Source organism: Allokutzneria sp. A3M-2-11 16 (assembly GCF_024213555.1).
In the GTDB taxonomy this organism is placed as follows: Bacteria; Actinomycetota; Actinomycetes; order Mycobacteriales; family Pseudonocardiaceae; genus Allokutzneria.
In genome coordinates this window covers 2,126,567-2,149,427 of the sequence record NZ_JANAVO010000001.1, presented here as the reverse complement: position 1 = coordinate 2,149,427, position 22,861 = coordinate 2,126,567, and the positions used below count along the sequence as shown (strand labels likewise).

Genomic DNA, 22,861 nt, shown 5'->3' with positions numbered 1-22,861 from the left:
CTCCTCAGGACTCCCGCACCACACTGGTGCGGTCCAACTGGGCAGGGTCGGCGTAACCGGAGAGCGCGAGCATCAGGTCGAACTCGGCGAGCAGGCAGCGCATGGCGTGCTCCACGCCCTGCCGTCCGGCGACACCGAGCCCGTAGATCCAGTGCCTGCCAACGAGAACGGCTGATGCGCCGAGGGAAAGGGCGACCATGACGTCCGCCCCGCAACGAATTCCGGAGTCGAAGAGCACCGGGATCTTGCTCGGAAGGGCACCGACGACGTCGGGCAGGCAGTCCAGCGCGGCGCGCGCGCCGTCCACCTGACGGCCGCCGTGGTTGGACACGATGATCCCGTCCGCCCCGGCGTCGACCACGGCGCGCGCGTCCTCGGCGTGGCAGATCCCTTTGACCACAAGGGGAAGATTGGTCCAGGACTTCAGCCGGGCCAGGTCGGCGAAGGTCAGCGTGGGGTTGCCGAACTGCCGGGACCACTCGGCGATCGCGGCGCGGAGGGCGTCCTCGCTGGACTCCGGCGGCTCGGCGAGCCCGGCCCGGAACACCGGATCGGTGAGGTAGTTGCCGATGCCCTGTCCACTGTGGAACGGCAGGTTGCGGTAGCCGAGGTCGCGTGGCCGCCAGGACACGGCGCTCGTGTCCACGGTGAGCACGATGGCCTCGTAACCGGCCCGTTCCGCCCGCGTGACAAGGGATTTCGCCAGTTCGTCGGTGCGCGGCCAGTACAGCTGGAACCAGCGGCGCCCTTCCGGCTCGGCGCTGGCGATCTTCTCCATCGGCGTGGTCGAGCAGGTGGACACGACGTGCACGAGTCCAAGAGAAGCTGCCGCGGCGGCGGGGGCCAGTTCGGCGTCGTCGTGCACGATGCTGTTGAGCCCCACCGGTGCGAGCAGCACGGGAGCGGCCATCGGGGTACCGAAGAGCGTCGTGGACAGGTCGCGCTGGGAGACGTCGCGGAGCATGCGGGGCACCAAACGCCAACGGTCGAAGGCGCTGAGGTTGGCGCGTGCGGTGCGCTCGGTACCGGCGGCTCCCGCGACGAAGGCGAAGGCCTGGGCCGTCATGGCTCTCTCCGCCGCGCGCTCCATGCCGTCGTAGGTGATCGGCAGTCCCTCGCCGGTGTCGGTGTAGATCTCCTGTTGGAAGTCCCCGAAGTGGCCCACCGGGGTATGTCTACCCGCCACATCGGGTACAGGGAAGGCTATCTTCGTCAGCTCTGGGGATCATCGCCGTGGAGGCAACGTGCGGTTCAACGAGGACGCCGAACTGGATGTCTCCCAGGTGGAGGACCTCCGCGGTTCGGGCGGCGGGGTCGGCGGGCGCGTGGCCATCGGCGGCGGCGGGCTCGGCATCGTCGGCCTGGTGCTCTACTTCCTGTTCTCGCAGTTCGGCGGCGTGGATCTGCCGGCGGCGCCCAGCTTCGGCCTGGACCAGGTGGAGCGCGGCGGCCGGGTGGACAACGCCAGGCTGGCCGAGGAGTGCCGGACCGGGGCGGATGCGAACGCCAAGCAGGACTGCGCGCTGGTCGCGGTGATCAACTCGATCCAGGGCTACTGGAAGCAGCAGTTCGCCGGTTCCGGGCGGACCTACCAGGCCGTGCCGACCAACTTCTTCCGCGGCGGCGTCAACACCCGTTGCGGCAGCGCGACCTCCGACGTCGGGCCGTTCTACTGCCCCGCCGACTCCGAGGTCTACATCGACCTCGGCTTCTTCACCGAGCTGCGGCAGAAGTTCGGCGCCCAGGGCGGCACCTTCACCCAGGCGTACGTGCTGGCCCACGAGTACGGGCACCACGTGCAGAACCTGCTCGGCACCTCGCGCCAGGTGCGCGGGAACGCGACCGGGCCGACCTCCGGATCGGTGCGGCTGGAACTCCAGGCCGACTGCTACGCGGGCGCGTGGGCGAACCACGCGACGACCACGCCGACCAGCTCGGGCAAGCCGTTGATCACTCAGGTCACCCAGCAGGACATCAACGGCGCGCTGGACGCCGCGGGCCGGATCGGCGACGACTTCATCCAGTCTCAGCTCGGCGGACGGCGGGTCGACCCGAGCCAGTTCAGCCACGGCAGTTCGCAGCAGCGGCAAAAGTGGTTCACCACCGGCCTGCGCACCGGCGATCCCGGCAGCTGCGACACCTTCCGCACCAACGACCTCGGCTGACGCTGACCTCGCGGCCCCGGGCGAGCACCCGGGGCCGCGACGGGTCAGGCGGTGATGTGGTCGTGCGTGTGCTTGGCCAGCTTCGCCGCGGGCGCCTTGCGCAGCGCCGCGAGCCTGGCGTCCTTGCGAGCCGCGCGCGAGGGAACGCCGTTCACGTCCTCCGTGCTGGTCGCGTAGACCCCGACCGACCAGGCGATCGCGCCGGAGTTCCGGTTCAGCGCCGCCCGGTTGATGTTGCCGAGGTTGTCGCACGCCTGGTGGTAGCACTTGTCGTAGGCCACGTTCGCCTGGCCGCCCCACTTCTCGGCCTGCGCGGCGGTCATGATGCCCTCGGCTCCGGTGAACAGGCCCCCGGCCGGGATGCCGACCGCGATGAACTCGCCGTAGTCGGAGCGACCGGAGAAGTCCGTGCCCTCACTGGCGACACCGCGGTTGCCGAAGTAGTCGACGAAGGTCTTCTCGATCTGCGCGGAGCCGTACGGGCCTGGCCCGGCGCCGGTCTTGTCCGAGTCGTCGCCGTCGTAGACGAAGTACGCCGCGTTCGGCGAGCCGACCATGTCGAAGTTCAGGTAGAGCGCGATGTCCAGCTGCTGCTCGAAGCTCAGGCCCTGGACGTACTTGGTCGAACCGACCAGGCCCAGCTCCTCCGCGCCCCACCAGGCGAACCGGACCGCGTTCTTGACCTTCGCGGTGCCGCCGAGCTGGAGTGCCGTCTCCAGCAGCGCCGCCGACCCGGAGCCGTTGTCGTTGATGCCCGCGCCGCCCTCGACGCTGTCCAGGTGCGCGCCCGCCATCACGACGTTGTCGACGCGGCCGGTGCGGGTCTGCGCGATCACGTTGCGGCTGGGCTTGGCCTCGATGTGCACGCGCAGGTCGACCGTGGTGGTGGTGCCCGCCTTGGCCGCGAGCGCGGTGCCCTCGGCCTTGGTCACGCCGCCGGTCGGGATCTTCGCGCTGGCGGCGTCGCCGAGGGTCCAGCCCTCCGGCCCGGTGTCGCTGTTGTCGGAGATGACCACGGCCTTGGCGCCGAGCCCGGCCGCGTTGAGCTGCTTCTGCGCGAACGAGCACGCGCCGCGGCGGATCAGCACGACCGCGCCGCTCACCGGGAGCCCGGCGAAGTCGCTGGTCTCGCAGCCGGGGGTGCCGTCCTCGGGCACGACCACCAGCGGGCCGCTGACACCGCCCACCGCGGTGTTCGGCGAGTACTCCAGCGGGTCGGCCGCCGCCTTCACGCCACCCGCGTCGACCAGCCCGGCGTCGATGACCTCGTGGTCGTAGGTGAAGGTCGGCGTGGTGACGTCGAAGCCCGCCGCGCGCAGCTTCCCGGCGACGTAGTCGACGCTGGCGTCGTAGCCCTTGCTGCCCGCGGCACGGGTGCCGCCGTTGGCGTCGGCGACGCGCTGCAGGGCGCGCAGGTGCCGGTGCACGTTGTCGACGGTGACCTTGCGGTCGAGCTGCTTGGCCAGCGCGGGTCCGTCGATCGCGCCGCCGGGGGCCGCGGGGCCGGGGATCGCGCCCGCCGACGCGGAGCTGATCGCCAGCCCCGCGCACACCGCGGTCGCGATCAGGGATGTTCGGAGAGCCGTACGGGGTGAACGCATGCATGCTCCTGAATTAGTTCCGCCCAATGGCGACACCCTCGTTGGCGCGTCCTGCCTGTTCAAGGGGTTATCCGGCCCTCTGGGCTAGGCCAAGCAGCCGTAGCGCCCCGGCCGACCTCTGCCGGAGAGCGCGTCTCGCTCGCGTAACCGTCTTATCCCGACTCGGTACGGGTGATGGTCGCTGCGCGTGGCACGAGCTTGCGCCGATTGCCGATAGCGTCGACGGCATGCAGGCGATCGTGATCCGTGAACCAGGTGGTCCCGAGGTGCTCAGGTGGGCGCCGCTGCCCGACCCGAAGCCGGGAAAGGGTGAGGTGCTCGTCGAGGTGACCGCGACAGCGGTCAACCGCGCCGACCTGTTGCAGCGCAAGGGTTTCTACCCTCCGCCGCCCGGCGCTTCCAAGGTGCTCGGCCTGGAGTGCTCCGGCACGATCATGGCCATCGGCCCGGACGTGACCGGCTGGAAGGTCGGCAACCAGGTGTGCGCCCTGCTCGCCGGTGGCGGCTACGCCGAACGGGTTGTGGTGCCCGCCGCGCAGCTGCTCCCCGTCCCCCAGGGGGTGGACCTGGTGACCGCGGCGGGCCTGCCGGAGGTGGCCTGCACCGTGTGGTCGAACCTGGTGATGAACGCGGGGCTGACCGAGGGCGAGACGCTGCTCGTGCACGGCGGCGCCGGCGGCATCGGCACCTTCGCCGTGCAGGTGGGGCGCGCGCTCGGCGCGAAGGTCGCCGTCACCGCGGGCACCGACACCGGCCTGGAGCGCTGCAAGGAGCTCGGCGCGGAGATCGCGGTGAACTACCGCACCGAGGACTTCGTCGAGGCGGTGCGCAAGGGCACCGGTGACCGCGGCGCGGACGTGGTGCTGGACAACATGGGCGCGGCGTACTTCGAGCGCAACGTCGAGGTGCTCGCCCAGGACGGCCGCCTGGTCGTCATCGGGCTCCAGGGCGGCGTGAAGTCGGAGCTCAACCTCGGCACCCTGCTGACGAAGCGGGCCGCCGTGTTCGCGACCGCCCTGCGCAGCCGCCCCGTCGAGGGCCGCAACGGCAAGGGCGAGATCGTCGCCCAGGTCCGCAAGCACCTGTGGCCGCTGATCGCGAACGGCCAGGTGCAGCCCGTGGTGCACACGAAACTGCCGGTCAAGTCCGCTGGCGACGCCCACCGCATCCTCGAAGCGGGCGGCGTCATCGGCAAGATCATCCTGGTGGTCCGCTCAACCTGACCCGAGTTCTCCACAGCGCTTGTCCACAACCCACCACCTACTGTGGACAAGCGCACCACGGAGTGGGGTCCCCGCCAAGGGGGTCCCCCATTTCCAGTGTTCAGGACGATTCGACCAGCACGAAAGCACCTTTCCTCAACCTGTGGACAACTACCCTCATTGTGGACAACTGCCCGCACCCGCCCACTCCGCCCCGGCAGTACGCGATCATCACCCCACCCGTGCGCGACCATCTCCCCAACACGCACACCTACGACCCCCACACCCCTCGTGGCGGCCGTAGTTTTTCCGTTTCGTACTCAAAGCCGTGGAATAGAGCGCTCTCATTCCCGCTATGAGTACGAAACGGGAAAAACGTGAGGGTTATTCGGTGGTGAGGGTGGCGATGGCGAGGCGGGTGCCGGAGGGATCGGAGCGGGTCTGGAGGTCGTACTCGTCCTGCCAGCGGGCCGCCACGGTCAGTTCGCCGGGGCGGTCGACGTCGTCGAGGACGAGGGTGGCCCCGGGCGCCATGGCCCAGCGCAGCGTCGGCAGGGCGGGGTAGCGGATCATCGCCCGGCCGGGGTCGGTGCTCGGCGGTCCGTCCACGATCAGCATGTCCACCAGGCCGTACTGGTCGACGTAGGCGGCGACGGCCGGGGAGACGATCTCCGTGGAGTACCACCGCATCCCGTTGGCGTTGTCGGCCAACGGCGCGTGCACCACCTTGGCGACGCCGTGCAGTCCTTCGCGGCGGAGCTGCGTCTCGGCGTAGGTGGTCCAGCGCTCGTCGTTGTCGATCGAGAGCAGGCGCCCGTACCCGCGCCTGGCCAGCAGCCGCGCCAGCACGATGGTCGACGGGCCGGTGCCGCACTCCACCAGCACCGTGCGCCCGCCGAGCAGGACCTCGTCCAGCAGCGCGGTCAGGCCGGTGGGGCGCAGGGTCGCGGTCGCCGAGAAGGGCAGGTACTCGGTCAGCAGTGGTCCCAGGCGAATCCACGCGCTGAGGTCCGCGACCGCACGGCGCAGCGACTCGTCCAACCCGGCCTCCAGCTCTTGGGTCAGCGCAGCTCGGCGATGGCGCGCACGAGCTGGTCGACCTCGACGGTGTTCGTGTAGTGCGCGAGGCCGATGCGGACGGCGCCACCGACCTCGCCGACGCCGAGTGCGGCGAACACGCCGTTCTGGCCGTTGTCGGAGAAGGCGCAGACACCGCGCTCGGCGAGGTGCTCGACCGCGGCCCACGCCTTGGTGCCCGCGATGGTGAACGCCACCGAGGGGATGCGGCGCATCGCGTCGCCGATCACCATCACGTGGCGCAGCGCCCGCAGTTCGTTGATGAGGCTGGCCATCAGGCCCGCCTGGTAGGCCTTGACCGACCCGAGCGAGGTCAGCAGCCGTTCGCGGCGCGGCCCGATCGCGGCGTCGTCCAACGTGGCCAGGTAGTCGACCGAAGCCACCACGCCCGCGAGCAGCGGGTAGGCGTGCGGGCCGAGTTCGAGCCGTTCCGGGCCGCGCGCGGTCGGGTCCAGCGAGCACGACGGCAGCCGGTCGAGCAGGCTCGCGTCGCGGAACACCAGCGCCCCCACGGGCGGACCGCCCCAGGCGGACGCGGAGACGGCGACGACGTCGGCGCCCATCGCGGTCATGTCCAGCGGCAGGAACGGGGCCGCCGCGGAGGCGTCGACCACCACGAGCGCGTTGGCCGCCCTGGCGTAGTCGGCGATCTTGCGGACGTCCGGGCGGGTGCCGACAGCGCCGGAGGCCGCGGTGATCGCGACGACCTTGGTGCGCGTGCTGATCAGGTCGTCGTACTGCCACGCGGGCAGCTCGCAGGTCTCGATGTCGACCTCGCCCCACCGGACCGTGCAGCCGGAGCGCTGGGCGGCGCGCTGCCACGGCAGGACGTTTCCGGGGTGGTCGAGGCGGGAGACGACGACCTCGTCACCGAGCAGCCAGCCCTGGCCGACCGCGTCGGCGAGCCGTTCCAGCAGCACCGGGGAACTGGGCCCGAGCACCACCCCGGCGGGATCGGCGCCGACCAGGTCGGCGAAGGCGCGGCGAGCGGCCTCGACGATCGCCTCCGCCCGTTGGGAGGCAGGGAAAATTCCCCCGGGACCGGAGACGGGGGCGCGCAACGCCGTCGACACCGCCGTCGCCACCTGTTCTGGCACTTGCATACCGGCCGGTGTGTCCAGGTGCACCCAACCGTCGCCCAGCGCAGGAAAGAGCCCACGGACTTGAGCGACGTCGAACGCCATGCGACACACCGTACGGAGGATGTCCAGTCCCGTGGTCGCCGGGTAGGCGACGTCACGCAGCAGAGTCGGACGGTTACCGCGGCCGGGTCGCATCGCGGCGGCGGCTCGGGCCAGGATGGGGGCATGACTCAGCCCAGCGACAACGACGGCGAGCAGCGGGTCGTGGTCATCGGACCGGACGGCACCCCGATGGGCGCGCTGCCGACCGGAGGTTTCGCCCAGAACGGCGAAGATGCCGACGCTCAGCACGAGGTGACCGATCTCGTCGAGCAGCCGGCGAAGGTGATGCGGATCGGCACCATGATCAAACAGCTGCTGGAGGAGGTGCGCGCGGCTCCCCTCGACGACGCCAGCCGCAGCAGGCTCCGCGAGATCCACCGCTCCTCGATCAAGGAGCTGGAACAGGGGCTGGCCCCGGAGCTGCGGGAGGAGCTGGAGCGGCTGACCCTGCCGTTCGACGAGGACTCGACGCCATCGGACGCGGAGCTGCGGATCGCCCAGGCGCAGCTGGTCGGCTGGCTGGAGGGGTTGTTCCACGGCATCCAGACCGCGCTGTTCGCCCAGCAGATGGCGGCGCGCGTGCAGCTGGAGCAGATGCGCAGGGGCGCGCTGCCGCCCGGTCTCGGTGGCGGGGACGGCGAACAGGCCGGCCCGAAGATCAGCGGAACCGGCCAGTACCTCTGAGTGCTCCGTTCGGCGGAGCCCTTCTCTAGTTGAAAATGGTTATCGTCTTCTCTGGACACTCCTTCCAGAGAGGCGATAGCCATGCGTTCGTTCTCCGCCATCGCGACCGCGCTGCTGAGCGCGGTCGCGCTCACCACCCCGGCGCAAGCCGCCCCGAGCCCGGCCCGATTACTGGTCGCCGATCCCGCCGCGAGCGCCGTCTACGTGCTCGACGCCCGCACCGGACGCGTCACGGGCACGCTGAGCGGCCGCAAGCTCAACGACCACGCGGGGACGGTCGTCCTCGCCGACGGACGCGTGCTCTTCGTGGACGACGCGGCCAAACAGCTCGTCGTGGTCAACGTCGCGGGAGCTGAGCCGCGCGTCGTCGGAACCGCCCCCGTCGAGGGCGAGGTCTCGCACTTCGCTGTGGACGCCGCGGGCCGCTTCGCCGTGGTGGCGGGCAGCGAGGGCCACGAGCACCGCGCCGAGGGGCACGCCACGCTCACCGCAGTCGACCTGACGACCTTCAAGTCCGGCCACGGCGTCGTCCACAGTGGAGAGCCGGGCGTGCTGGTGGACGGCGGCACGGTCCTGCACCGCAACGACGCACCCGCACAGCTGGAGAGCTACCGGCTCGGCGACGTCCTCAAGGCGGGCGGCGCCCACTTGACCGCTGCCGCAACCAAGGCGATCGGCGAGCACGGGCACGGCGAGGCGTTCTCGCCCAAGCACCGGCGGGCGATCACCGCCACGGAGCGCGGCGTCGACCTCACCGAGGTGACCCGGGCGGGTGACTTCGGCGCGCAGCGGGTCGCGGCGTGGGGCGGACCTGGGCGCGGCTTCTACCTGCGGCTGCACGATGACGCCGACACCGCTGTCACCTATGTGCGGGACACCTCCGACCCCGACTGGACAAAGTGGACGGAGCACGCGTTCCTGCTCGACGTGCGCACCGGCCGGACCACGCGCACGCCACTGGGCAGCGGTTACGTGTTCCGCTTCGGGCTCTCCGACGAGCTGGCCGGGTACGTGGTGCACGGCGCGGCGCGGGACGAGCTGGCCCTGGTGGACGTGAGCGGGCGTGGCTTCGGCGACCTGACACGTCGAGTTGATCTAGGGGTTCTGCCCGGCGGTCCACAGGGTGGGAAGGACCCGTTCGCCGCGCAGACGCGGAAGATCGCGCTCGACGACGCGGGCCGGACGGCCTTCCTGACCGCGGGCGGCCAGGGCCGAGTGGACATTGTGGACACCGCGGCCGGAAGGATCACCAGGTCACTGGCCGTGCCGACCCCGCTCGACCGGGGCGGGGCGATCGCGGTCTGGGAGCCCGGGGTGTCCCACGCGGACACCGTGGGGCGCTAGCACGGACGGGGCGCGCGTTCCGCCGGAAGTGGGACGCGCGCTTTTTCCACCCGACCGGGAATGCACTGGAGAAGCGCGAAAACGCCGTGGGTTGCACACTGGGGGACACAGCATTGCCCCTGACCCCTCGAATTCGGAGGAGCCCCCTGTGAATGCGCTCCGTGGCAGCAGAATCGGTGGCGTGAGCTACGAAGCCGACACCGACAAGGACCTCGCCCCGCGCCAGGTGACCCAATTCGCCTGCCCGCGCGGGCACGAGTTCGGTGTCATCTTCGCCGCCGACGCAGAGCCGCAGGACACCTGGATCTGCCGAAAGCACGGGGTCACGGCGGTGATCGTGGACGGGAAGCCCGCCGAGCAGCAGGCAAAGCCCGGGCGCACCCCGTGGGACATGCTGCGCGAGCGGCGAACGATCAGCGATCTCGAAGAGCTGCTTGACGAGCGGTTGGCGCTACTGCGTCAGCGGCGAGAACTCGACAACGAAGTCACCTAGCCGAATAACGCACCACCGCCCTTTTGGGCAACATTCATGCAATCGATTGGCCTAATCCCGGCGCACCCATCGCCAGCGCGTGCACAAGCCTGCGCCGGTGCCCGAGATCGAGCACGACGTCGATCCAGCAGCCCACCGGCCGGCACCTGAGGCCGTGCGCCGTGGCGCGCAGCCAAGCCCGGTGCACGGCCATTCCGGCGAGCACGTGCGTGCGCAACGCCTGCTCCGGCGTCGGATCGACCTCGCCCAGCACGAGCAGCAGCGCTCCGCACCCGGCCACCTCCGGTTGCCCGCAGGACCGCGCCGCCAGCGCGGCGGCCAGTTCGGGGTGCTCCGCGGGCTCGACCACCACGGCCTCGACGCCGTCCGCCGCCGCCAGCACCTCGTCGGCGACGCCTTGCGGAATCCGGCCTGACAGCGGCCAGGGCGCGCTGTGCCTGGCGAAGACATCGCTCGCCGCGACCGGCTCGGCCTTCGGGAGCGGGATCGGCGCGAGACCGGCCAGCTCCGCCAGCGCGTCCTCGACAAGCCCTGGTTCGGGCGTGTCCAATGGCGGCAGCTGTCCAATGTGGACAGAGCCGGTCGTCGCGAGCGGATACTCAGCGCGCGAGACCGGTGTGACGCCACCGAGGACGATCTCCTCTCCGGCCAATCCGGCGAGCGCGTGGCCGAGGTCCAACAGCAGCACCGGAAGCGAACGCGGGCCGTAACGCCAGGTCGTGCGGGACGGCACCAGCGAGAGGACGACGCCGTTGCCCGCGCCATCACGCGGCGCGGCCAGGGCGTGGGCGATCGGGTCGTAGGTCCATGCGACATCATCGATGACCACGTGCGCCTCGACCGGGTATCGCCCGCCCGCCGAGGGCACGCGACGAAGCCGAACTCCGCCGAGCGTGCGCGTGGGGTCGGCTGCGAGTGCGAGATCGAGCAGGCCACCGACGCCGTCGTCGGGCCAGCGCGGCAACGGGACCGACTGCCCTGGCCAGGTCCGGCGCACGGGCGGGCGCAGCTCGGGAACGGTCGGCCCGGGATCGACACCCGTCCAGGCGGCGTTGAGCGCTGCGCGGACTGCGCTCACAGGAACGGTGGCGGATCGAGCACCAGACCGGTCGGACCGGTGAGTGGATCAGCGCCAGGTGCCCAGCCGCGCTCGGCGATCACCTGGCGCCACCGCGGCAGACCGAGGTAGCGGAAGGCGGCAGGCGCGTTGGGCACCAGACCGGTCGCGCAGACGCGGCGCACGCGCAGCGGGGTCTCGGCGACGTCGGGGGTCGTGAGATCAACACTGGCGACCCGGCATCCGCTCGCGCGCAGGCTTGCTTGGAGCGAGTGGAGATCACCGCGCGGGAGGTCCTCGATTCCGATGACCTCGCCGGGCTCGGTGAACCTCGGCAGCAGCCGGTCCTGGACACGTTTGTCCAGCCAGACCTGCGGTTGAGCGCCCAGGTCCCGGACGCGTCCAAAGTGGACACCTGTGTCGTCCGCGTACGCGCGGTCCTCGCGATGCGCGAGGTACAGCCCTTCGGCCAGCACGCCCGCTTTGATCGCCGCGAAGACCCAGCCGTCCGGATCGAGCAGGCCGAGCGTGAACACCCACGTGTGCACGGCTTCGAGCACGGCCTTCACGCAGGCTTCGGCCGGATCGAAGCGCGCGGCGCCACCACCGGCGACGATGCCCGTCACCTCGTCGATCGCGACCGCCGCGACGCAGGCCACGGGGTGCTCGGTCGGCAGCTCCACGAGGTGCACGCGCAACCGCGATCCGGCCAGCTCACCCGCGAGTCCCGGCACGGAGTCCAGGTCGATCCCCCGGCTCGGGGCGCCGAGGTGCCACCACAGTTCCAGCGCGTCCCGCTCCAGCAGCTCCAGCAAACCGCGTCGGAAAGCGTCGTCCCCGTCCGCGCCGGTCGCGATGCCCGCGTAGTTGAGGTGGTGCGTGCGCGGCTCTCCGCGACGCTGCCCGGAGTGGAAGTTGAGGTGGACCCACGACGCGGGCAGCCAGCACAGCTGTCCGTCTTCCTCGCCCTCCACCCACAACTGGGACAGGTCGGGCGTGAAGGGCTTGAACGGAACTCGTTGCCACGGCGCGAAGAACGGCAGGTCGTCCGGCCCGAACAGGCGCGCGCCCTCGGCTTCGAGCTCGGCGGCCGTCGCCCGGCGCAACCCGTTGGGCACGCGGTTGCCGCAGTACCGTTCGACGGCTTCGCCGATCGCGGCGATGCGCGCTCGGTCCACATCGCCGAACGTGGTGCCGAGGCTGACCCGGTCGGCGGGCCACGCCCCGAGCCGCCTCGCGTCCGCGACCTCGGCGATCACCCCGCGATAGCGGTTCGGCGCGCCGGGCACTTGCTCGACGTCGACGAGCCGCCGGATGACTCCGGTCAGCGGATCGATCAGCGCGTCAACGGGCAGCGTCACCTGCCGACCTCCTTGATCACATCGACCGGAGCCCCGTCGGACCACGGCAGGCTGAGCGCGCAGTCCAGGACCTCGCGCAAGCTGGGCAGCAGTTCCGTCGCGTCGACGGCGTCGATCCCGGTGTGCGGGTTGCGGGCATGGCGCGGCCAGTGGTGCCCGGCGATCTCCAGTCGCAGCCGTGCGTTCGGCGGGACCTCGGCGCCGACCGGCCCGATCTCGGCGCGGACCTTGGTCGGCTCGCCAGGCGTGTGCCGATGCCGCACCACCGCGTGCCCGAGCTGCGGCCACGATCCGTCCGGCAGCTCCACCGCGAGGCGGAACACCCAGTCCGCGTCCGGCGCGTCCGCCACCGCCTCGATCTCCACCTCGACGAGCCCCGCCAGCACTCCGCCCTCGCCGCACTCCGCCAGCAGGAGCGCCCGATCCTCCCGCTCGGCGTCGCATCGAAGGTCGACCCCGACCTCGCGAGACGGGAACGGCCGCGTCGGCTCAGCCCTGAATTCCCGTTTCGTACTCATAACGGGGTTTGGGAGCGCTCTCTTCGCGGCTTTGAGTACGAAACGGGAAGAGACGGCGATGGCGGAGTGCCGCGGAGGCGGGGCGGTGGCCCAGGAGGTGTAGAGGGAACCGATGCGCCTGCCGCCGAGAGTATCTCGGGTGTCCAAATCGTGCGACCAGTCGCCGATGACGAGGGTTGTCGGGCCGCGCCAGGTTTCGGCCAGGCGGAGGGTGTGGCGGAGGAACGGGTCGCGGAGGCCGCCTACCGCTAGCAGCGGCGTGTCCATTGTGGATAGTTCTGTCCACAGTGGAGATAGCGGTGGTGCGTCCCAGAGGGACTGCCAGGCGGGGGTGGCGAAGGCGTCGCGGATCGGGAGGGCTTCGAGGGAGTAGGGCAGGGGTGTGGGGCGGGCGGTGGAGGTGCCGCCGTGTTCGGCCCACCAACCGAGGCGGCAGGCCAGGCGCGCGGCACCGCCGGGTTCGCGGGCGGTCTCGCCGAGCCCCAACGCGGGGACGGCCGCGATCACCCCGGCCAGCTCGCCTTCCAACGCGGTCACGACGGCGCAGTACGCGGCGTAGGAGGCGCCGACCGCGAAGGCTCTACCGTCGGAGAAGTCGTTGTCGTGCAACCACTTCAGCACTACGGCACCGTCCGCGCGCTCGTGTGCGTACGGCACGAAGTCCCCGGTGGACTCGTAACGACCCCGCACGTCGACGAGTACGCAGGTGAAGCCGCGCTTCGCCCAGCCATGCGCCTCGGCGATGTGGTTGTGGCGGCCGTAGGGCGTTCGGATCAGCACAGCAGGGCCCCGCGAAGCCGACCTGACGACAGTGGCTCCTAGACGGGCGCCGTCGAGGGGGATGACGTGCTGGGAGATCACGGAGCCGCCTCGGGCACGCGCAGCACGGCGTGGTCAGTGATCGCGGCCGTGTCCAGGTCGAGCACACGGAGGCGACGACGGACGGGCAGCGACGAAGTGAGCGAGCCGTCCCGCTTTGCCGCGCTTAGCGCCCACGCGCGGAGGTCCAGCGCGGCCAGCGACGCGACGGCTACCGCGTCGACCTCGTCCATGGCGGCGTCCCCGGTGACCGGAGCGTCCGCGTCCCAGAAAGCGGTGAGGTGTTCATGACCGGACCCGGAGGCGGCGAGGCGGCGCTTACGAACATCCACATGCCGGATATCCCCAGGCTCGGCGGCGACCGGTTCGAGCAAGGCGTGCCGCCCCTCGCGGCTCACCCGCTGCCACGCGATCCCGTGTTCGGGCAGGTCATCAAGGTTGTTCCACCAGGAGGGCGCGGGCCCGTCGGAAACGGCGCACACAGCCGCGAACCCACCTGTGGACAACTCTGTGGACAACAGGGCGGCAGTTGTCCACAGATCACCTCGCTCGGTGAGGGGTCCGAGAACACAGGGTTGTGCCCCGGCCCTGCTCAGGGCCACCTTTAGGGCCTCGACCAGCACGGACGAGCCGATTAAGGCCACGAACGAGTTATCCACAGGCCACTGTGCGCGACCGCCGAGGAAGCCCGCCTCGCGGAAGGCGGCCAGCTCAGCGGGCGCGTCGGCGGGGTTGTCCACAGTCAGCGCGTCGCGCACCGCGGTCGCCGTGACCGCGGGCAGCGCGACGTCCACGATCTCGCCGTCCGGGCAGCGCAGCGCGGGGCCGCGGCCGGGCACGTCGAACAGGACAGCTCCGGGGATGAGCCGCTCGCCCACTGGGGAGCCTCCAATCACACAGCGGTGACCGCCGCGCCCGGAGCGGGCACGGCGGTCACCTGTGGGTCAGTCCTGGTCGTCGAACGGGTTCTCCACCAGGGCGTTGCTGTGGCTGGCCGAGTTGTGCGGCAGCTCGCGCTCGGTCTCGACGCGCACGAAGATCTTCTCCATCTCGCAGTTCACCTCCCCCCGGGTCTCGTCGGGCCTCGGCTTCCAGGAGTACCACAAACGATAATCATTACCAACAGAGCTAAATGGGTGATGACTGACAATCGTTGTCAGTTAGCATGTCGCGGGTGAGCACCGAAACCCTGCGCGGGGACCCCGATTTCCGGCGATACCTGCTGGCCAGGGTGATCTCGGTGGCCGGGACCCTGGTGAGCCTCGTCGCGCTGCCGGTGCTCGTGTACCAGCTCACCGGGTCGGCGGCCTGGACCTCGGCGGTCGCCGCCACGGAAGCCTTGCCGTACCTGCTCTTCGGGCTCTTCGCGGGCGCCCTCGCGGACCGCGTGAACCGGCGGAAGCTGATGGTGGCGGCCGATCTGATCAGCTCCGCGCTGCTGGCGAGCGTGCCGATCGCCTGGGCCGCGGACATCCTCACGGCGCCGCACGTGCTGGTGGTCGCGTTCCTGGCGCAGACGATGTTCGTGTTCTTCGACGCCGCGAATTTCGGTGCCCTGCCAGCACTTGTGGGCCGCGAGCGCACCACGGCCGCCTTCTCCGCGGCGTTCGGCGCGACCACGGTGGTCGAGATCGCCGTGCCGCCGCTGGCCGCGCTCGCCGTGACGATGACCGTGCCCGCCCCCCTGATCGCCCTCGACGCGCTGACCTATGTGGCTTCCGCGATGCTGATCAGGGCCATCGTCCGTCCCCTGTCCACTTCGGACAGAGGACGACCGCGCTCAGGGCGCGAGGTCCTCGTGGACGTTCGCGGTGGTCTGTCCTTCTTGTGGCAGAACAAGATCGTGCGCACGCTGACCCTCGTCGGCGCGACGCATTCCGCGGTCGGCGGCGCGTGGATCGCGATGCAGCTGCCGTGGGCTGACCGCATCCTCGGCGTCGCTCCCTCCGGTGACGCGCGACTGGCGGTGCTGCTGAGCTGCTTCGCGGTCGGCGGCCTCATCGCCTCTCGGTTGGCGCCGCGGCTCACCGAGAAGCTCGGCGCGGCACGGCTCGCCCTGCTGGCGTTGCCGACGTCGCTCGGCACGGGTCTCCTGGTGACCGCCACCTCGCACTGGTTGGTGGCGACCTTCGCGATCATCTTGTGGGGCACGGCTTTCACCACTGTCGTGATCAATGGGATCACCTATCGGCAACAGGTCACCCCGGACGAGTTGCAGGGGCGCGTGAACACCACCGCGCGCATGCTGGCGTGGGGCGTCGGCCATCCGGGCGGTGCCGCATTGGCTGGAGCCGTTGCGGTGTGGGCCGATCCGCGCATCGGACTGGCTTCAACCTTGGTCGTGCTCGCCGTGGGCGTGATCGTCGCGTGGTGCTCACCGTTGCGAACCGAAGCCAAGAAGAAGCTTCAGAGCACCGCGTCGTAGGCGCACGCGGGGCGGCCGGTGGTCGTGTCGTGCCAGACCCGGCCACGGACGCCGAACACGTCGGCCAGGAGATCGGCGTCGACCGCGTCGGCAGCGGGGGCATCGGTGTGGACGATTCCGTTGTGCAGAGCCACGATCCGGTCTGCGTAGCGCGCTGCCTGCTGGAGATCGTGCAGCACGCTCACGACTGTGAGGCCACGCTCGCTTTGCAGACCGGCGATGAGTTCCAGGACTTCGAGTTGGTGGCGGACGTCCAGGTACGTCGTCGGCTCGTCGAGCAGCAGCACCGGCGCGTCCTGGGCGAGCGCGAGTGCGAGGCGGACGCGTTGCCGTTCACCTCCTGAGAGGTGGTCGACCGCAGCGTCCGCATAGGACTCCACGCCGGTCGCTTCCAGTGCTGCGTGGACCTGTTCGTCGTCGCCAGTGCGGAGCATCCCCAGCGGACCCCGGACCGCGTAGCGGCCTTGGCGGACGAGCTGGCGGACGGTGAGGCCCGGCACCGCGGGCATCGCCTGCGGGAGCGTCGCGACCTGACGCGCGATTTGCCTGCGAGACAAGGACTCCAGGGCCTTATTGCCGATGTGGATCGTCCCGTCGTCCGGCTTGTGCAGTCCGGCGATCACGCGCAGCAGGGTGCTCTTTCCGCAGCCGTTCCTGCCAACCAGCGCGACCCACTCCCCCTCGCCCACTGCGATGTCCACTGTGGACAGAATCGTGCGCTGCCCGAACTTGACCGTCACACCGGAGACGGTGATCACCGCGCTCCCCCTTCTACCTGTGCTCTTGACGCGCGCCGAGCCACCACCACGAGTACGACCGCGCCGAGCAGAGCTGTCACGGCTCCGGTCGGAATGCCAATGCGTTGCGAGCCCGACGACGGGACCAGCGCGGTGAGCGCTTGGGCGACGAAGTCGGCTCCAGCCACACAAGCCGCCCCGGCGAGCGCGGACGCCGGGAGCAGCCAACGGTGTTCCGCGCCAAGGACTTTGCGGACGGCGTGCGGCGCGAGCAGGCCGACGAAGGACACCGTGCCCGCCGCAGCCACCGCCGCGGCCGTCGCCAGCACCGCCGCCCCAAGCGCGCTCAGACGCCACGGCACCACCGCGAGCCCGACCGTGCGCGCGTGATCATCGTCTACCGCAAGGAGATCGAGCGCGGGCGCCAGCACGACCACGGCCAGCACCACGACGAGCAGCCATGGCCACAAGCCGTGCCAGTGCTCCCACGTGCGACCGGACAACGAACCGACCAGCCAGCGCGCAGCGGCTCCCGCGAGCTGCGGGCGGGCCGTGAGCAGGACCAACGACGCGCCCGCGAGGACAGCGGAGACCAGCACTCCGAGCACCGCGAGCCGCAGCGGCTCAGCCTTCGCCGCGATCAGCCACAACGAAGCCCCACCGAGGACTCCGCCGAGCACGGCCGCGATTGTCAGAGCTTCCGGCTGGTCGGCAATGCCGAGAAACACAGTGCCCGCAACCGCACCCAGAACGGCGCCGGAGCCGACGCCGGTCACCTCCGGGGAGGCCAGCGGATTGCGCAGCACCGCTTGCAGGATCGTGCCCGCGAGGCCGAGCGCCGCGCCCACGCCAAGACCGACAAGCACTCGCGGCACGCGGAGTTCGACGAGGACACCTCGGGTCAGCTCGTCGCCTCCGCCGAAGATCGCCGCGAGCGTGTCCGCCGGGGAAATCGTGGAGCCAACGAGCAGGGCCGCACAGGTCGCAAACACGACCAATACAGGCAAGACAACCAGGGTGAACCTCATCCCAGTTCCCCCCGTCGACGGATCACCAACGCGGCCAGCACGATCGCGACGAGCGCGGTGAGGCCGCCGACCGGAAGCTCCACCGGAGCGAGCACCGTGCGCGCGGCGAGGTCCGCGACGACCACGAGCAGCGCTCCGAACAGCGCTGACCAGGCCAACCAGATCCGCGGGTCGGCGTTCGGGCGGAGCCTGCGCGCGAGGTGCGGGCCGAGGAAGCCGACCCACGCGATCGGCCCGGACGGCGCCACCGCGATCGCCACCAGAGCACAGGCGACCACGAGCACGATCAACCGCGCTCGATCGGCGCGAACTCCCAGTGCTGACGCGGTTTCATCACCGAGCCGCAGCACCCCGAGCAACGGGACGCACAGCAAAGCCAAGGGCAGCAAGGCGATCAGGCCCGGCGCGGAGACCGCGACCGATTCCCAGGTCGTACCCGTGAGCGAGCCGAGGAGGTAGCGGAACAACACGCCCTGCTCGCGGGAGTCGGAGAGCGACACCGCCGTGAGCAGCAACGCCTGCATGGCCGCGTTCACCGCCACCCCGATGAGCAGCACCGCCGCCGGGCCGACCGCGCGCCTCGCGGCGAGCAGGGTGATGAGGCCGCCGACCACCGCTCCGATCAGCGCGGGCACGAGCGGGGCTCCGGGGAAGGGCAGCGCCCACACCACGCAGACCCCGACGAGCACCGCCGCTCCGCTGGAGACTCCGAGCAGTTCGGGCACCGCGAGTGGATTGCGCAGCGATTCTTGGAGGAGGAGCCCGGCCACCGCGAGCGCCGCGCCGACGAGCAGCCCGAGTACCAGGCGCGGGGCTCGCAGCAGCACGACCACCGCGTGTTCGAGGTCCGTCGCGCCCGCGAACGCGGCGGGCAACCGGTTCACGCCGACGAGCGGAGTGCCGAGACAGAGCGCGGCCACGCTCACCACGAGGAGGGTGAGCGTGGCCACGAGGACGCTCTTGGTCATGCCTTGGCGAGGAGTGACTGGGACTCGTCGATGATCAAGGAGAGGGAACGGGTGCCGCGGCCGGAGCCCCAGGGCTTGGGGGCGACCTCGTGCACCTGGCCGGTCTTCACGGCGGGGATCTGGGCCCAGACGGGGTTGGCTGCGAGCTGCTCGGAGAGTTTCTTTTCGGTGCCGAACAGCAGCGAGTAGACGAAGACGACATCTGGTCGTTTGACCAGGATCTCCTCGACGCTGAAGGTGTTCGCGGTCTCGGCGTTCGTGCCCTTCGCGGTCCAGGGGTACGTGTAGAGCGAGCCGAGCAGCTTGCCGACCACGGAATCCGTCGTGTCCACACCGATGGAGTCCGCGCTGCCGTACATCAGCAGCACCGTCTTCTTGGCGTAGCCCTTGTCGCGACTGGTCTTGACGGCGGCGGCCAGCTTCGAGCGGAAGCGGCCCTCGGCGTCGGTGGCCTGCTGCACCCGGCCGGTGAGAGCGCCGAGGTTGCGCAGGTAGCCGACGGAGTCCTTCCAGTCGCGGGGGTCGACCGTCCACAGTGGAGCGTTGAACTTGCCGACCGCCTGACGCAGCTGGTCGTGCACCCCGGCGAGACCGACCACCAGGTCCGGCCGCAGCCCCGCGATCGCCTCCACGTCCTCGGAGCCGAAGCTGCCCGGCACAACGGAAACGTCGCGCCCCTCCGAGCCGAGCAGCGCCGGGTGCGTGAGCAGGGCCGCGTTGCTGGTCCCGGCGGGCTTCACGCCCAACTCGGTCAGCATGTCGTCACACAGGCCGGTCAGGCACACCACACGGGAGGGTGCCTTCGGCAGAGTGATCTTGGTGCCGCGCGGGTCGGTGATGTCGAGCGCGGGCGACAGGGGCTCGACCCGGGTGTCGACCTGATCCACTTCACCTTGGGCGGCAGGGGTTTGCGCGGGCGCCGCGGTGCACGCGGTCAGTGCGAGCAGGGCGAGTAACGCGAGCGGGCTGCGCACGGACACCTCCGGGGTCGACCACCAGGACACCGAAGACGATAACGGTTTTCAAAAGCGTGTGTCGAGCGTCGTTATCGAGGCATTACCTGTCCAACCACAGGGCCAACCGGGGGCCGTGCGGCACGCCGGTACGCTCGTCCGCGTGTCCACCAGCACCATTGACGATCACGCCGCCCCACCGGCGCACACCCACCGCACCTGGGGCAAGGCTTTCGACGACTTGCGTCGCGGCTGGCAGCAGAAGGAACTGTGGGGCCATCTGGGCTGGCAGGACATCAAGCAGCGATACCGCCGCTCGGTGCTCGGCCCGATCTGGATCACGCTCAGCATGGCGGTCACAGCCGTCGGTCTCGGCTTGTTGTACTCACAGCTGTTCTCCGCCGACATCCCGAACTTCCTGCCGTACGTCACCGTCGGCTTCATCGTGTGGAACTTCGTCGCGGGCTGCGTCAACGAGGGCGCCGAGGTCTTCATCTCCAACGAGGGCCTGATCAAGTTCCTGCCGTCTCCGCTGTCGGTGCACGTCTATCGCCTTGTCTGGCGACAGGTCCTGTTCTTCCTGCACAACCTGCTCGTCTGGATCGCCATGCTGGCGATCTTCCCGCCGGACGGGGTGGTCGCGCACTGGAAGCTCACCATGCTGATGGCCATTCCGGCCTTCATCATCCTGGCGCTGAACGGCCTCTGGGTGGCGTTCCTGACCGGCGTGATCTCCACCCGGTTCCGGGACATCCCGCCGATCATCGGCAGTGTCATGCAGCTGCTGTTCTTCGGCACCCCGATCGTCTGGGAGCTGAAGACCCTCAGCGAGCGGACGCAGATCACCAAGGACGTGCTGGAGCTCAACCCGTTCCTGCACTTCGTGGAGATGCTGCGGCAGCCGATGCTGGGCAGGGACATCATCTGGCACCACTGGGTGGTCGCCGGGATCATCACCGTCGTCGGCTGGGTGTTGGCGCTGCTGTTCATGCGCAACTACCGTGCCCGCGTGTCCTACTGGGTCTGAGTGAGGCCGAAAACCAATGGTCAGCATTGACGTATGGAACGCTTCCGTCGAGTTCCCCATCTTCGACGCGAAGACCCGATCGCTGAAGAAGGCCGTCCTCGGCAAGGCTGGCGGCAAGATCGGCACCGATCAGAAGGTGCCCGTCATCGAGGCACTGCGGGACATCAACCTGTCGATCCAGCACGGTGACCGGATCGGCCTCGTCGGGCACAACGGCGCGGGCAAGTCCACCCTGCTGCGCCTGCTGTCCGGGATCTACGAGCCCACTCGTGGCGACGCCCGGATCATCGGCAGGGTCGCGCCCGTGTTCGACCTCGGCGTCGGCATGGACCCGGAGATCTCCGGATACGAGAACATCATGATCCGCGGCCTGTTCCTCGGCATGAGCCGCAGGGAGATGCTCAAGCGGGTCAACGACATCGCGGAGTTCAGCGAGCTCGGCAACTACCTGTCGATGCCGCTGCGCACCTACTCCACCGGTATGCGGGTGCGCCTCGCGCTCGGCGTCGTCACCTCCATCGACCCGGAGATCCTGCTGCTGGACGAGGGCATCGGCGCCGTCGACGCGGAGTTCATGGAGAAGGCCCGGGACCGCCTCAAGGACCTGGTCAAGCGCTCCGGTCTGCTGGTCTTCGCCAGCCACTCCGACGAGCTGCTCATGGAGCTGTGCAACTCGGTCATCTGGATGGACCGCGGCCAGATCAAGATGCAGGGCAGCCTGCGCGATGTGCTGACCGTGTACAAGGGCCGCGACCCGTTCGAGAACCTCCCCCAGCACGTTCTGGAAAGGATCGGCGAGAGCCGATGAGCAACCAGGCCACCCCCGAAAACCCGCCAGCGCTGCCGGCGGGGGCGGTCGTCGCCGTCATCGTCACCTGCCGCAGGCGGGAGCTGCTGACGGAGTCGCTGAAGGTGATGGCGTCGCAGACGCGGCAGCCGGACCACCTGATCGTCGTCGACAACGGCCCGGACCAGCCGGTCCGCGATGTCGTCGACAACTGCCCGCTGAACACCACCTACCTGCTGTCCAAGCGGAATCTCGGCGGCGCGGGCGGGTTCGCGCTGGGCATGCTGCACGCGCTGGCGATGGGCGCCGAGTGGGTGTGGCTGGCCGACGACGACGGCAGGCCCGCCGACGACACCGTGCTCGAGGTGCTGCTTGAGGAGGCCGACAAGCGCAAGCTGGCGGCCGTCTCCCCGGTGGTGGTGAACATCAACCACCCGGACAAGCTCGCCTTCCCGCTGCGCCGCGGCCTGACCTGGAAGCGCCAGCGCGAGGAGCTGTCCTCGGCGGAGAGCCCGGACTTCCTGCCCGGCATCGCGTCCTTCTTCAACGGCGCGCTGTTCCGAGCGTCCACTTTGGACGTCATCGGTGTTCCGGACTACCGGTTGTTCGTGCGCGGCGACGAGGTGGAGATCCACCGCAGGATCGTGCGCACCGGGCTGCGGTTCGGCACCACGCTGCGGGTGGCCTACGCGCACCCGGACGGCTCGGACGAGTTCAAGCCGATGCTCGGCGGCCGGTTCCACGCGCAGGACCCGGGCGACTCGATCAAGCGCTACTACACCTACCGCAACCGCGGATACCTGTTGGCGCAGCCGGGAATGCGCAAGCTCGGCATGCTGGAGGTGGCCCGTTTCGGGCTGTACTTCCTGGCCCAGCGCAAGGATCCGAAGGCTTTCGTGGAATGGGCGAAACTGGTCAACCAGGGCCGCTCGGAGAAGTTTTTCCGCCGTTGAGCCCGCCGGTTCGCCGTGAGCTGATCTGCTGACGGCGAACCGCCTTGCCGGTCCGGTCGCGTACTGGTCTGGTGAATGCATGGCTGACAAGAAAACCCTCGTGCTGCACCTGTCCGGCGTTCCCAGCCCGCTGCTCTTCGCGATCAGCGACGAGACCGCGGCCGAACTCACCGGTTCCCTCACCGACCTCGTCCGCTCCGGTTCCACCAGCCCGGTGCGCTGCGCGGACGGCTCCGACGTGGTCGTCGACTTCGGCAAGATCGTCACCGCGCACATCGGCCTGCTGCCGACGGTCGGCGAGGTCTACGGTGCGCCCGGACGGCGGGCCAGCGGCCTCAGCTGAACAGTCAACCGTCTTCACATGAAAACGCACTAATGGGCGATGCACATCAAAGAATCGATCAGCGTTTTCGCACAGTTACCTCAGGGTTTCTGAATCGAGATAGGTAGGAACGCGAGGGCCACAACACACTGACCG

The 22,861-nt window shown here is 69.9% G+C and carries 23 protein-coding genes; 10 read left to right on the top strand and 13 right to left on the bottom strand.

Annotated features, from left to right (window positions below; all coding sequences use genetic code 11):
• Nucleotides 1–4 precede the first annotated feature (4 nt).
• The gene (locus NLX83_RS10645; RefSeq protein WP_254234665.1) at nucleotides 5–1,165 is read right to left on the bottom strand and encodes an alpha-hydroxy-acid oxidizing protein; all 1,161 of its coding nucleotides are present in this window, start codon (nucleotides 1,163–1,165) and stop codon (nucleotides 5–7) included.
• A gap of 79 nt (nucleotides 1,166–1,244) precedes the next feature.
• On the opposite strand from NLX83_RS10645, the gene ypfJ reads away from it, so the two are divergent.
• The gene (ypfJ, locus tag NLX83_RS10640; RefSeq protein WP_254234664.1) at nucleotides 1,245–2,165 is read left to right on the top strand and encodes a KPN_02809 family neutral zinc metallopeptidase; all 921 of its coding nucleotides are present in this window, start codon (nucleotides 1,245–1,247) and stop codon (nucleotides 2,163–2,165) included.
• A gap of 44 nt (nucleotides 2,166–2,209) precedes the next feature.
• Here the strand turns inward: ypfJ and NLX83_RS10635 are convergent, their stop codons facing one another.
• Nucleotides 2,210–3,766: a M28 family metallopeptidase gene (locus tag NLX83_RS10635; RefSeq protein WP_254234663.1), complete on the bottom strand. Its 1,557-nt coding sequence runs from the start codon at nucleotides 3,764–3,766 to the stop codon at nucleotides 2,210–2,212.
• Between the two features lie 227 nt (nucleotides 3,767–3,993).
• Here NLX83_RS10635 and NLX83_RS10630 point away from each other — a divergent pair, with 227 nt between their 5' ends.
• Nucleotides 3,994–4,989, top strand: coding sequence for an NAD(P)H-quinone oxidoreductase (locus tag NLX83_RS10630; protein WP_254234662.1), 996 nt, complete (start codon nucleotides 3,994–3,996; stop codon nucleotides 4,987–4,989).
• A 363-nt stretch (nucleotides 4,990–5,352) separates the two neighbouring features.
• Here the strand turns inward: NLX83_RS10630 and NLX83_RS10625 are convergent, their stop codons facing one another.
• Nucleotides 5,353–6,009, bottom strand: a complete 657-nt coding sequence (locus NLX83_RS10625; protein WP_254234661.1) for a class I SAM-dependent methyltransferase — start codon at nucleotides 6,007–6,009, stop codon at nucleotides 5,353–5,355.
• A 20-nt stretch (nucleotides 6,010–6,029) separates the two neighbouring features.
• Nucleotides 6,030–7,229: a cysteine desulfurase-like protein gene (locus NLX83_RS10620; RefSeq protein ID WP_254234660.1), complete on the bottom strand. Its 1,200-nt coding sequence runs from the start codon at nucleotides 7,227–7,229 to the stop codon at nucleotides 6,030–6,032.
• A gap of 123 nt (nucleotides 7,230–7,352) precedes the next feature.
• Between NLX83_RS10620 and NLX83_RS10615 the strand changes: the two genes are divergently transcribed.
• The 3 genes from NLX83_RS10615 to NLX83_RS10605 all read left to right on the top strand — a co-directional run bounded on the left by NLX83_RS10615 (nucleotide 7,353) and on the right by NLX83_RS10605 (nucleotide 9,750).
• Nucleotides 7,353–7,913 carry a bacterial proteasome activator family protein gene (locus NLX83_RS10615; RefSeq protein WP_254234659.1) on the top strand — a complete coding sequence of 187 codons (561 nt, stop codon included), beginning with the start codon at nucleotides 7,353–7,355 and terminating at the stop codon, nucleotides 7,911–7,913.
• Between the two features lie 81 nt (nucleotides 7,914–7,994).
• Nucleotides 7,995–9,257, top strand: coding sequence for a YncE family protein (locus tag NLX83_RS10610; RefSeq protein ID WP_254234658.1), 1,263 nt, complete (start codon nucleotides 7,995–7,997; stop codon nucleotides 9,255–9,257).
• Nucleotides 9,258–9,405: 148 nt separating this feature from the next.
• Nucleotides 9,406–9,750, top strand: coding sequence for an RNA polymerase-binding protein RbpA (locus tag NLX83_RS10605; protein WP_254234657.1), 345 nt, complete (start codon nucleotides 9,406–9,408; stop codon nucleotides 9,748–9,750).
• A 34-nt stretch (nucleotides 9,751–9,784) separates the two neighbouring features.
• Here NLX83_RS10605 and NLX83_RS10600 read toward each other — a convergent pair whose 3' ends face one another.
• The 5 genes from NLX83_RS10600 to amiA form a co-directional block, all read right to left on the bottom strand.
• Nucleotides 9,785–10,828, bottom strand: coding sequence for a hypothetical protein (locus NLX83_RS10600; protein ID WP_254234656.1), 1,044 nt, complete (start codon nucleotides 10,826–10,828; stop codon nucleotides 9,785–9,787).
• Nucleotides 10,825–12,168, bottom strand: coding sequence for a YcaO-like family protein (locus tag NLX83_RS10595; protein ID WP_254234655.1), 1,344 nt, complete (start codon nucleotides 12,166–12,168; stop codon nucleotides 10,825–10,827). The genes NLX83_RS10600 and NLX83_RS10595 overlap by 4 nt, the downstream gene beginning before the upstream one ends.
• A complete protein-coding gene (locus NLX83_RS41815) occupies nucleotides 12,165–13,547 on the bottom strand; it encodes a CocE/NonD family hydrolase (RefSeq protein ID WP_308209293.1) in 1,383 nt (460 codons plus the stop codon). The genes NLX83_RS10595 and NLX83_RS41815 overlap by 4 nt, the downstream gene beginning before the upstream one ends.
• Entirely contained in the window at nucleotides 13,544–14,383 is an 840-nt protein-coding gene (locus NLX83_RS10585) for a hypothetical protein (protein WP_254234653.1), read from the bottom strand. Before NLX83_RS10585 ends, NLX83_RS41815 begins: the two co-directional genes overlap by 4 nt.
• 66 nt (nucleotides 14,384–14,449) lie before the next feature.
• Nucleotides 14,450–14,554 (bottom strand): streptamidine family RiPP, encoded by a 105-nt coding sequence (gene amiA / locus NLX83_RS10580; RefSeq protein ID WP_254234652.1) that lies wholly within the window; start codon nucleotides 14,552–14,554, stop codon nucleotides 14,450–14,452.
• A 116-nt stretch (nucleotides 14,555–14,670) separates the two neighbouring features.
• Between amiA and NLX83_RS10575 the strand changes: the two genes are divergently transcribed.
• The gene (locus NLX83_RS10575; RefSeq protein WP_374118718.1) at nucleotides 14,671–15,930 is read left to right on the top strand and encodes an MFS transporter; all 1,260 of its coding nucleotides are present in this window, start codon (nucleotides 14,671–14,673) and stop codon (nucleotides 15,928–15,930) included.
• Here NLX83_RS10575 and NLX83_RS10570 read toward each other — a convergent pair.
• Genes NLX83_RS10570 through NLX83_RS10555 form a run of 4 tightly spaced genes read right to left on the bottom strand, consistent with a single transcriptional unit; the run spans nucleotide 15,912 to nucleotide 19,667 of the window.
• Nucleotides 15,912–16,688, bottom strand: a complete 777-nt coding sequence (locus NLX83_RS10570) for an ABC transporter ATP-binding protein (RefSeq protein WP_254234650.1) — start codon at nucleotides 16,686–16,688, stop codon at nucleotides 15,912–15,914. The two genes, NLX83_RS10575 and NLX83_RS10570, sit on opposite strands and share 19 nt — an antisense overlap.
• The gene (locus NLX83_RS10565; protein WP_254234649.1) at nucleotides 16,685–17,659 is read right to left on the bottom strand and encodes a FecCD family ABC transporter permease; all 975 of its coding nucleotides are present in this window, start codon (nucleotides 17,657–17,659) and stop codon (nucleotides 16,685–16,687) included. Before NLX83_RS10565 ends, NLX83_RS10570 begins: the two co-directional genes overlap by 4 nt.
• A 32-nt stretch (nucleotides 17,660–17,691) precedes the next feature.
• Nucleotides 17,692–18,663: a FecCD family ABC transporter permease gene (locus NLX83_RS10560; RefSeq protein WP_254234648.1), complete on the bottom strand. Its 972-nt coding sequence runs from the start codon at nucleotides 18,661–18,663 to the stop codon at nucleotides 17,692–17,694.
• Nucleotides 18,660–19,667 (bottom strand): ABC transporter substrate-binding protein, encoded by a 1,008-nt coding sequence (locus tag NLX83_RS10555; protein ID WP_254234647.1) that lies wholly within the window; start codon nucleotides 19,665–19,667, stop codon nucleotides 18,660–18,662. Before NLX83_RS10555 ends, NLX83_RS10560 begins: the two co-directional genes overlap by 4 nt.
• A gap of 112 nt (nucleotides 19,668–19,779) precedes the next feature.
• On the opposite strand from NLX83_RS10555, the gene wzm reads away from it, so the two are divergent.
• The 4 genes from wzm (at nucleotide 19,780) to NLX83_RS10535 (ending at nucleotide 22,726) form a co-directional block, all read left to right on the top strand.
• The gene (gene wzm, locus NLX83_RS10550; protein WP_254234646.1) at nucleotides 19,780–20,643 is read left to right on the top strand and encodes a galactan export ABC transporter permease subunit Wzm/RfbD; all 864 of its coding nucleotides are present in this window, start codon (nucleotides 19,780–19,782) and stop codon (nucleotides 20,641–20,643) included.
• A gap of 16 nt (nucleotides 20,644–20,659) precedes the next feature.
• Nucleotides 20,660–21,451 (top strand): galactan export ABC transporter ATP-binding subunit Wzt/RfbE, encoded by a 792-nt coding sequence (wzt, locus tag NLX83_RS10545; RefSeq protein WP_254234645.1) that lies wholly within the window; start codon nucleotides 20,660–20,662, stop codon nucleotides 21,449–21,451.
• Nucleotides 21,448–22,383, top strand: a complete 936-nt coding sequence (gene glfT1, locus NLX83_RS10540) for a galactofuranosyltransferase GlfT1 (protein ID WP_254234644.1) — start codon at nucleotides 21,448–21,450, stop codon at nucleotides 22,381–22,383. The genes wzt and glfT1 overlap by 4 nt, the downstream gene beginning before the upstream one ends.
• Nucleotides 22,384–22,462: 79 nt before the next feature.
• The gene (locus NLX83_RS10535) at nucleotides 22,463–22,726 is read left to right on the top strand and encodes a hypothetical protein (RefSeq protein ID WP_254234643.1); all 264 of its coding nucleotides are present in this window, start codon (nucleotides 22,463–22,465) and stop codon (nucleotides 22,724–22,726) included.
• Nucleotides 22,727–22,861 lie beyond the last annotated feature (135 nt).

What these genes read in the sequence shown, in the direction of transcription:
- NLX83_RS10535 (WP_254234643.1), top strand. Translation starts at nt 22,463, where the DNA reads ATGGCTGACAAGAAAACCCTCGTGCTGCACCTGTCCGGCGTTCCCAGC.
- NLX83_RS10635 (WP_254234663.1), bottom strand. Translation starts at nt 3,766, where the DNA reads ATGCGTTCACCCCGTACGGCTCTCCGAACATCCCTGATCGCGACCGCG.
- amiA (WP_254234652.1), bottom strand. Translation starts at nt 14,554, where the DNA reads ATGGAGAAGATCTTCGTGCGCGTCGAGACCGAGCGCGAGCTGCCGCAC.
- NLX83_RS10630 (WP_254234662.1), top strand. Translation starts at nt 3,994, where the DNA reads ATGCAGGCGATCGTGATCCGTGAACCAGGTGGTCCCGAGGTGCTCAGG.
- NLX83_RS10620 (WP_254234660.1), bottom strand. Translation starts at nt 7,229, where the DNA reads ATGGCGTTCGACGTCGCTCAAGTCCGTGGGCTCTTTCCTGCGCTGGGC.
- NLX83_RS10615 (WP_254234659.1), top strand. Translation starts at nt 7,353, where the DNA reads ATGACTCAGCCCAGCGACAACGACGGCGAGCAGCGGGTCGTGGTCATC.
- glfT1 (WP_254234644.1), top strand. Translation starts at nt 21,448, where the DNA reads ATGAGCAACCAGGCCACCCCCGAAAACCCGCCAGCGCTGCCGGCGGGG.
- NLX83_RS10560 (WP_254234648.1), bottom strand. Translation starts at nt 18,663, where the DNA reads ATGACCAAGAGCGTCCTCGTGGCCACGCTCACCCTCCTCGTGGTGAGC.
- NLX83_RS10575 (WP_374118718.1), top strand. Translation starts at nt 14,671, where the DNA reads ATGTCGCGGGTGAGCACCGAAACCCTGCGCGGGGACCCCGATTTCCGG.
- NLX83_RS10610 (WP_254234658.1), top strand. Translation starts at nt 7,995, where the DNA reads ATGCGTTCGTTCTCCGCCATCGCGACCGCGCTGCTGAGCGCGGTCGCG.
- wzt (WP_254234645.1), top strand. Translation starts at nt 20,660, where the DNA reads ATGGTCAGCATTGACGTATGGAACGCTTCCGTCGAGTTCCCCATCTTC.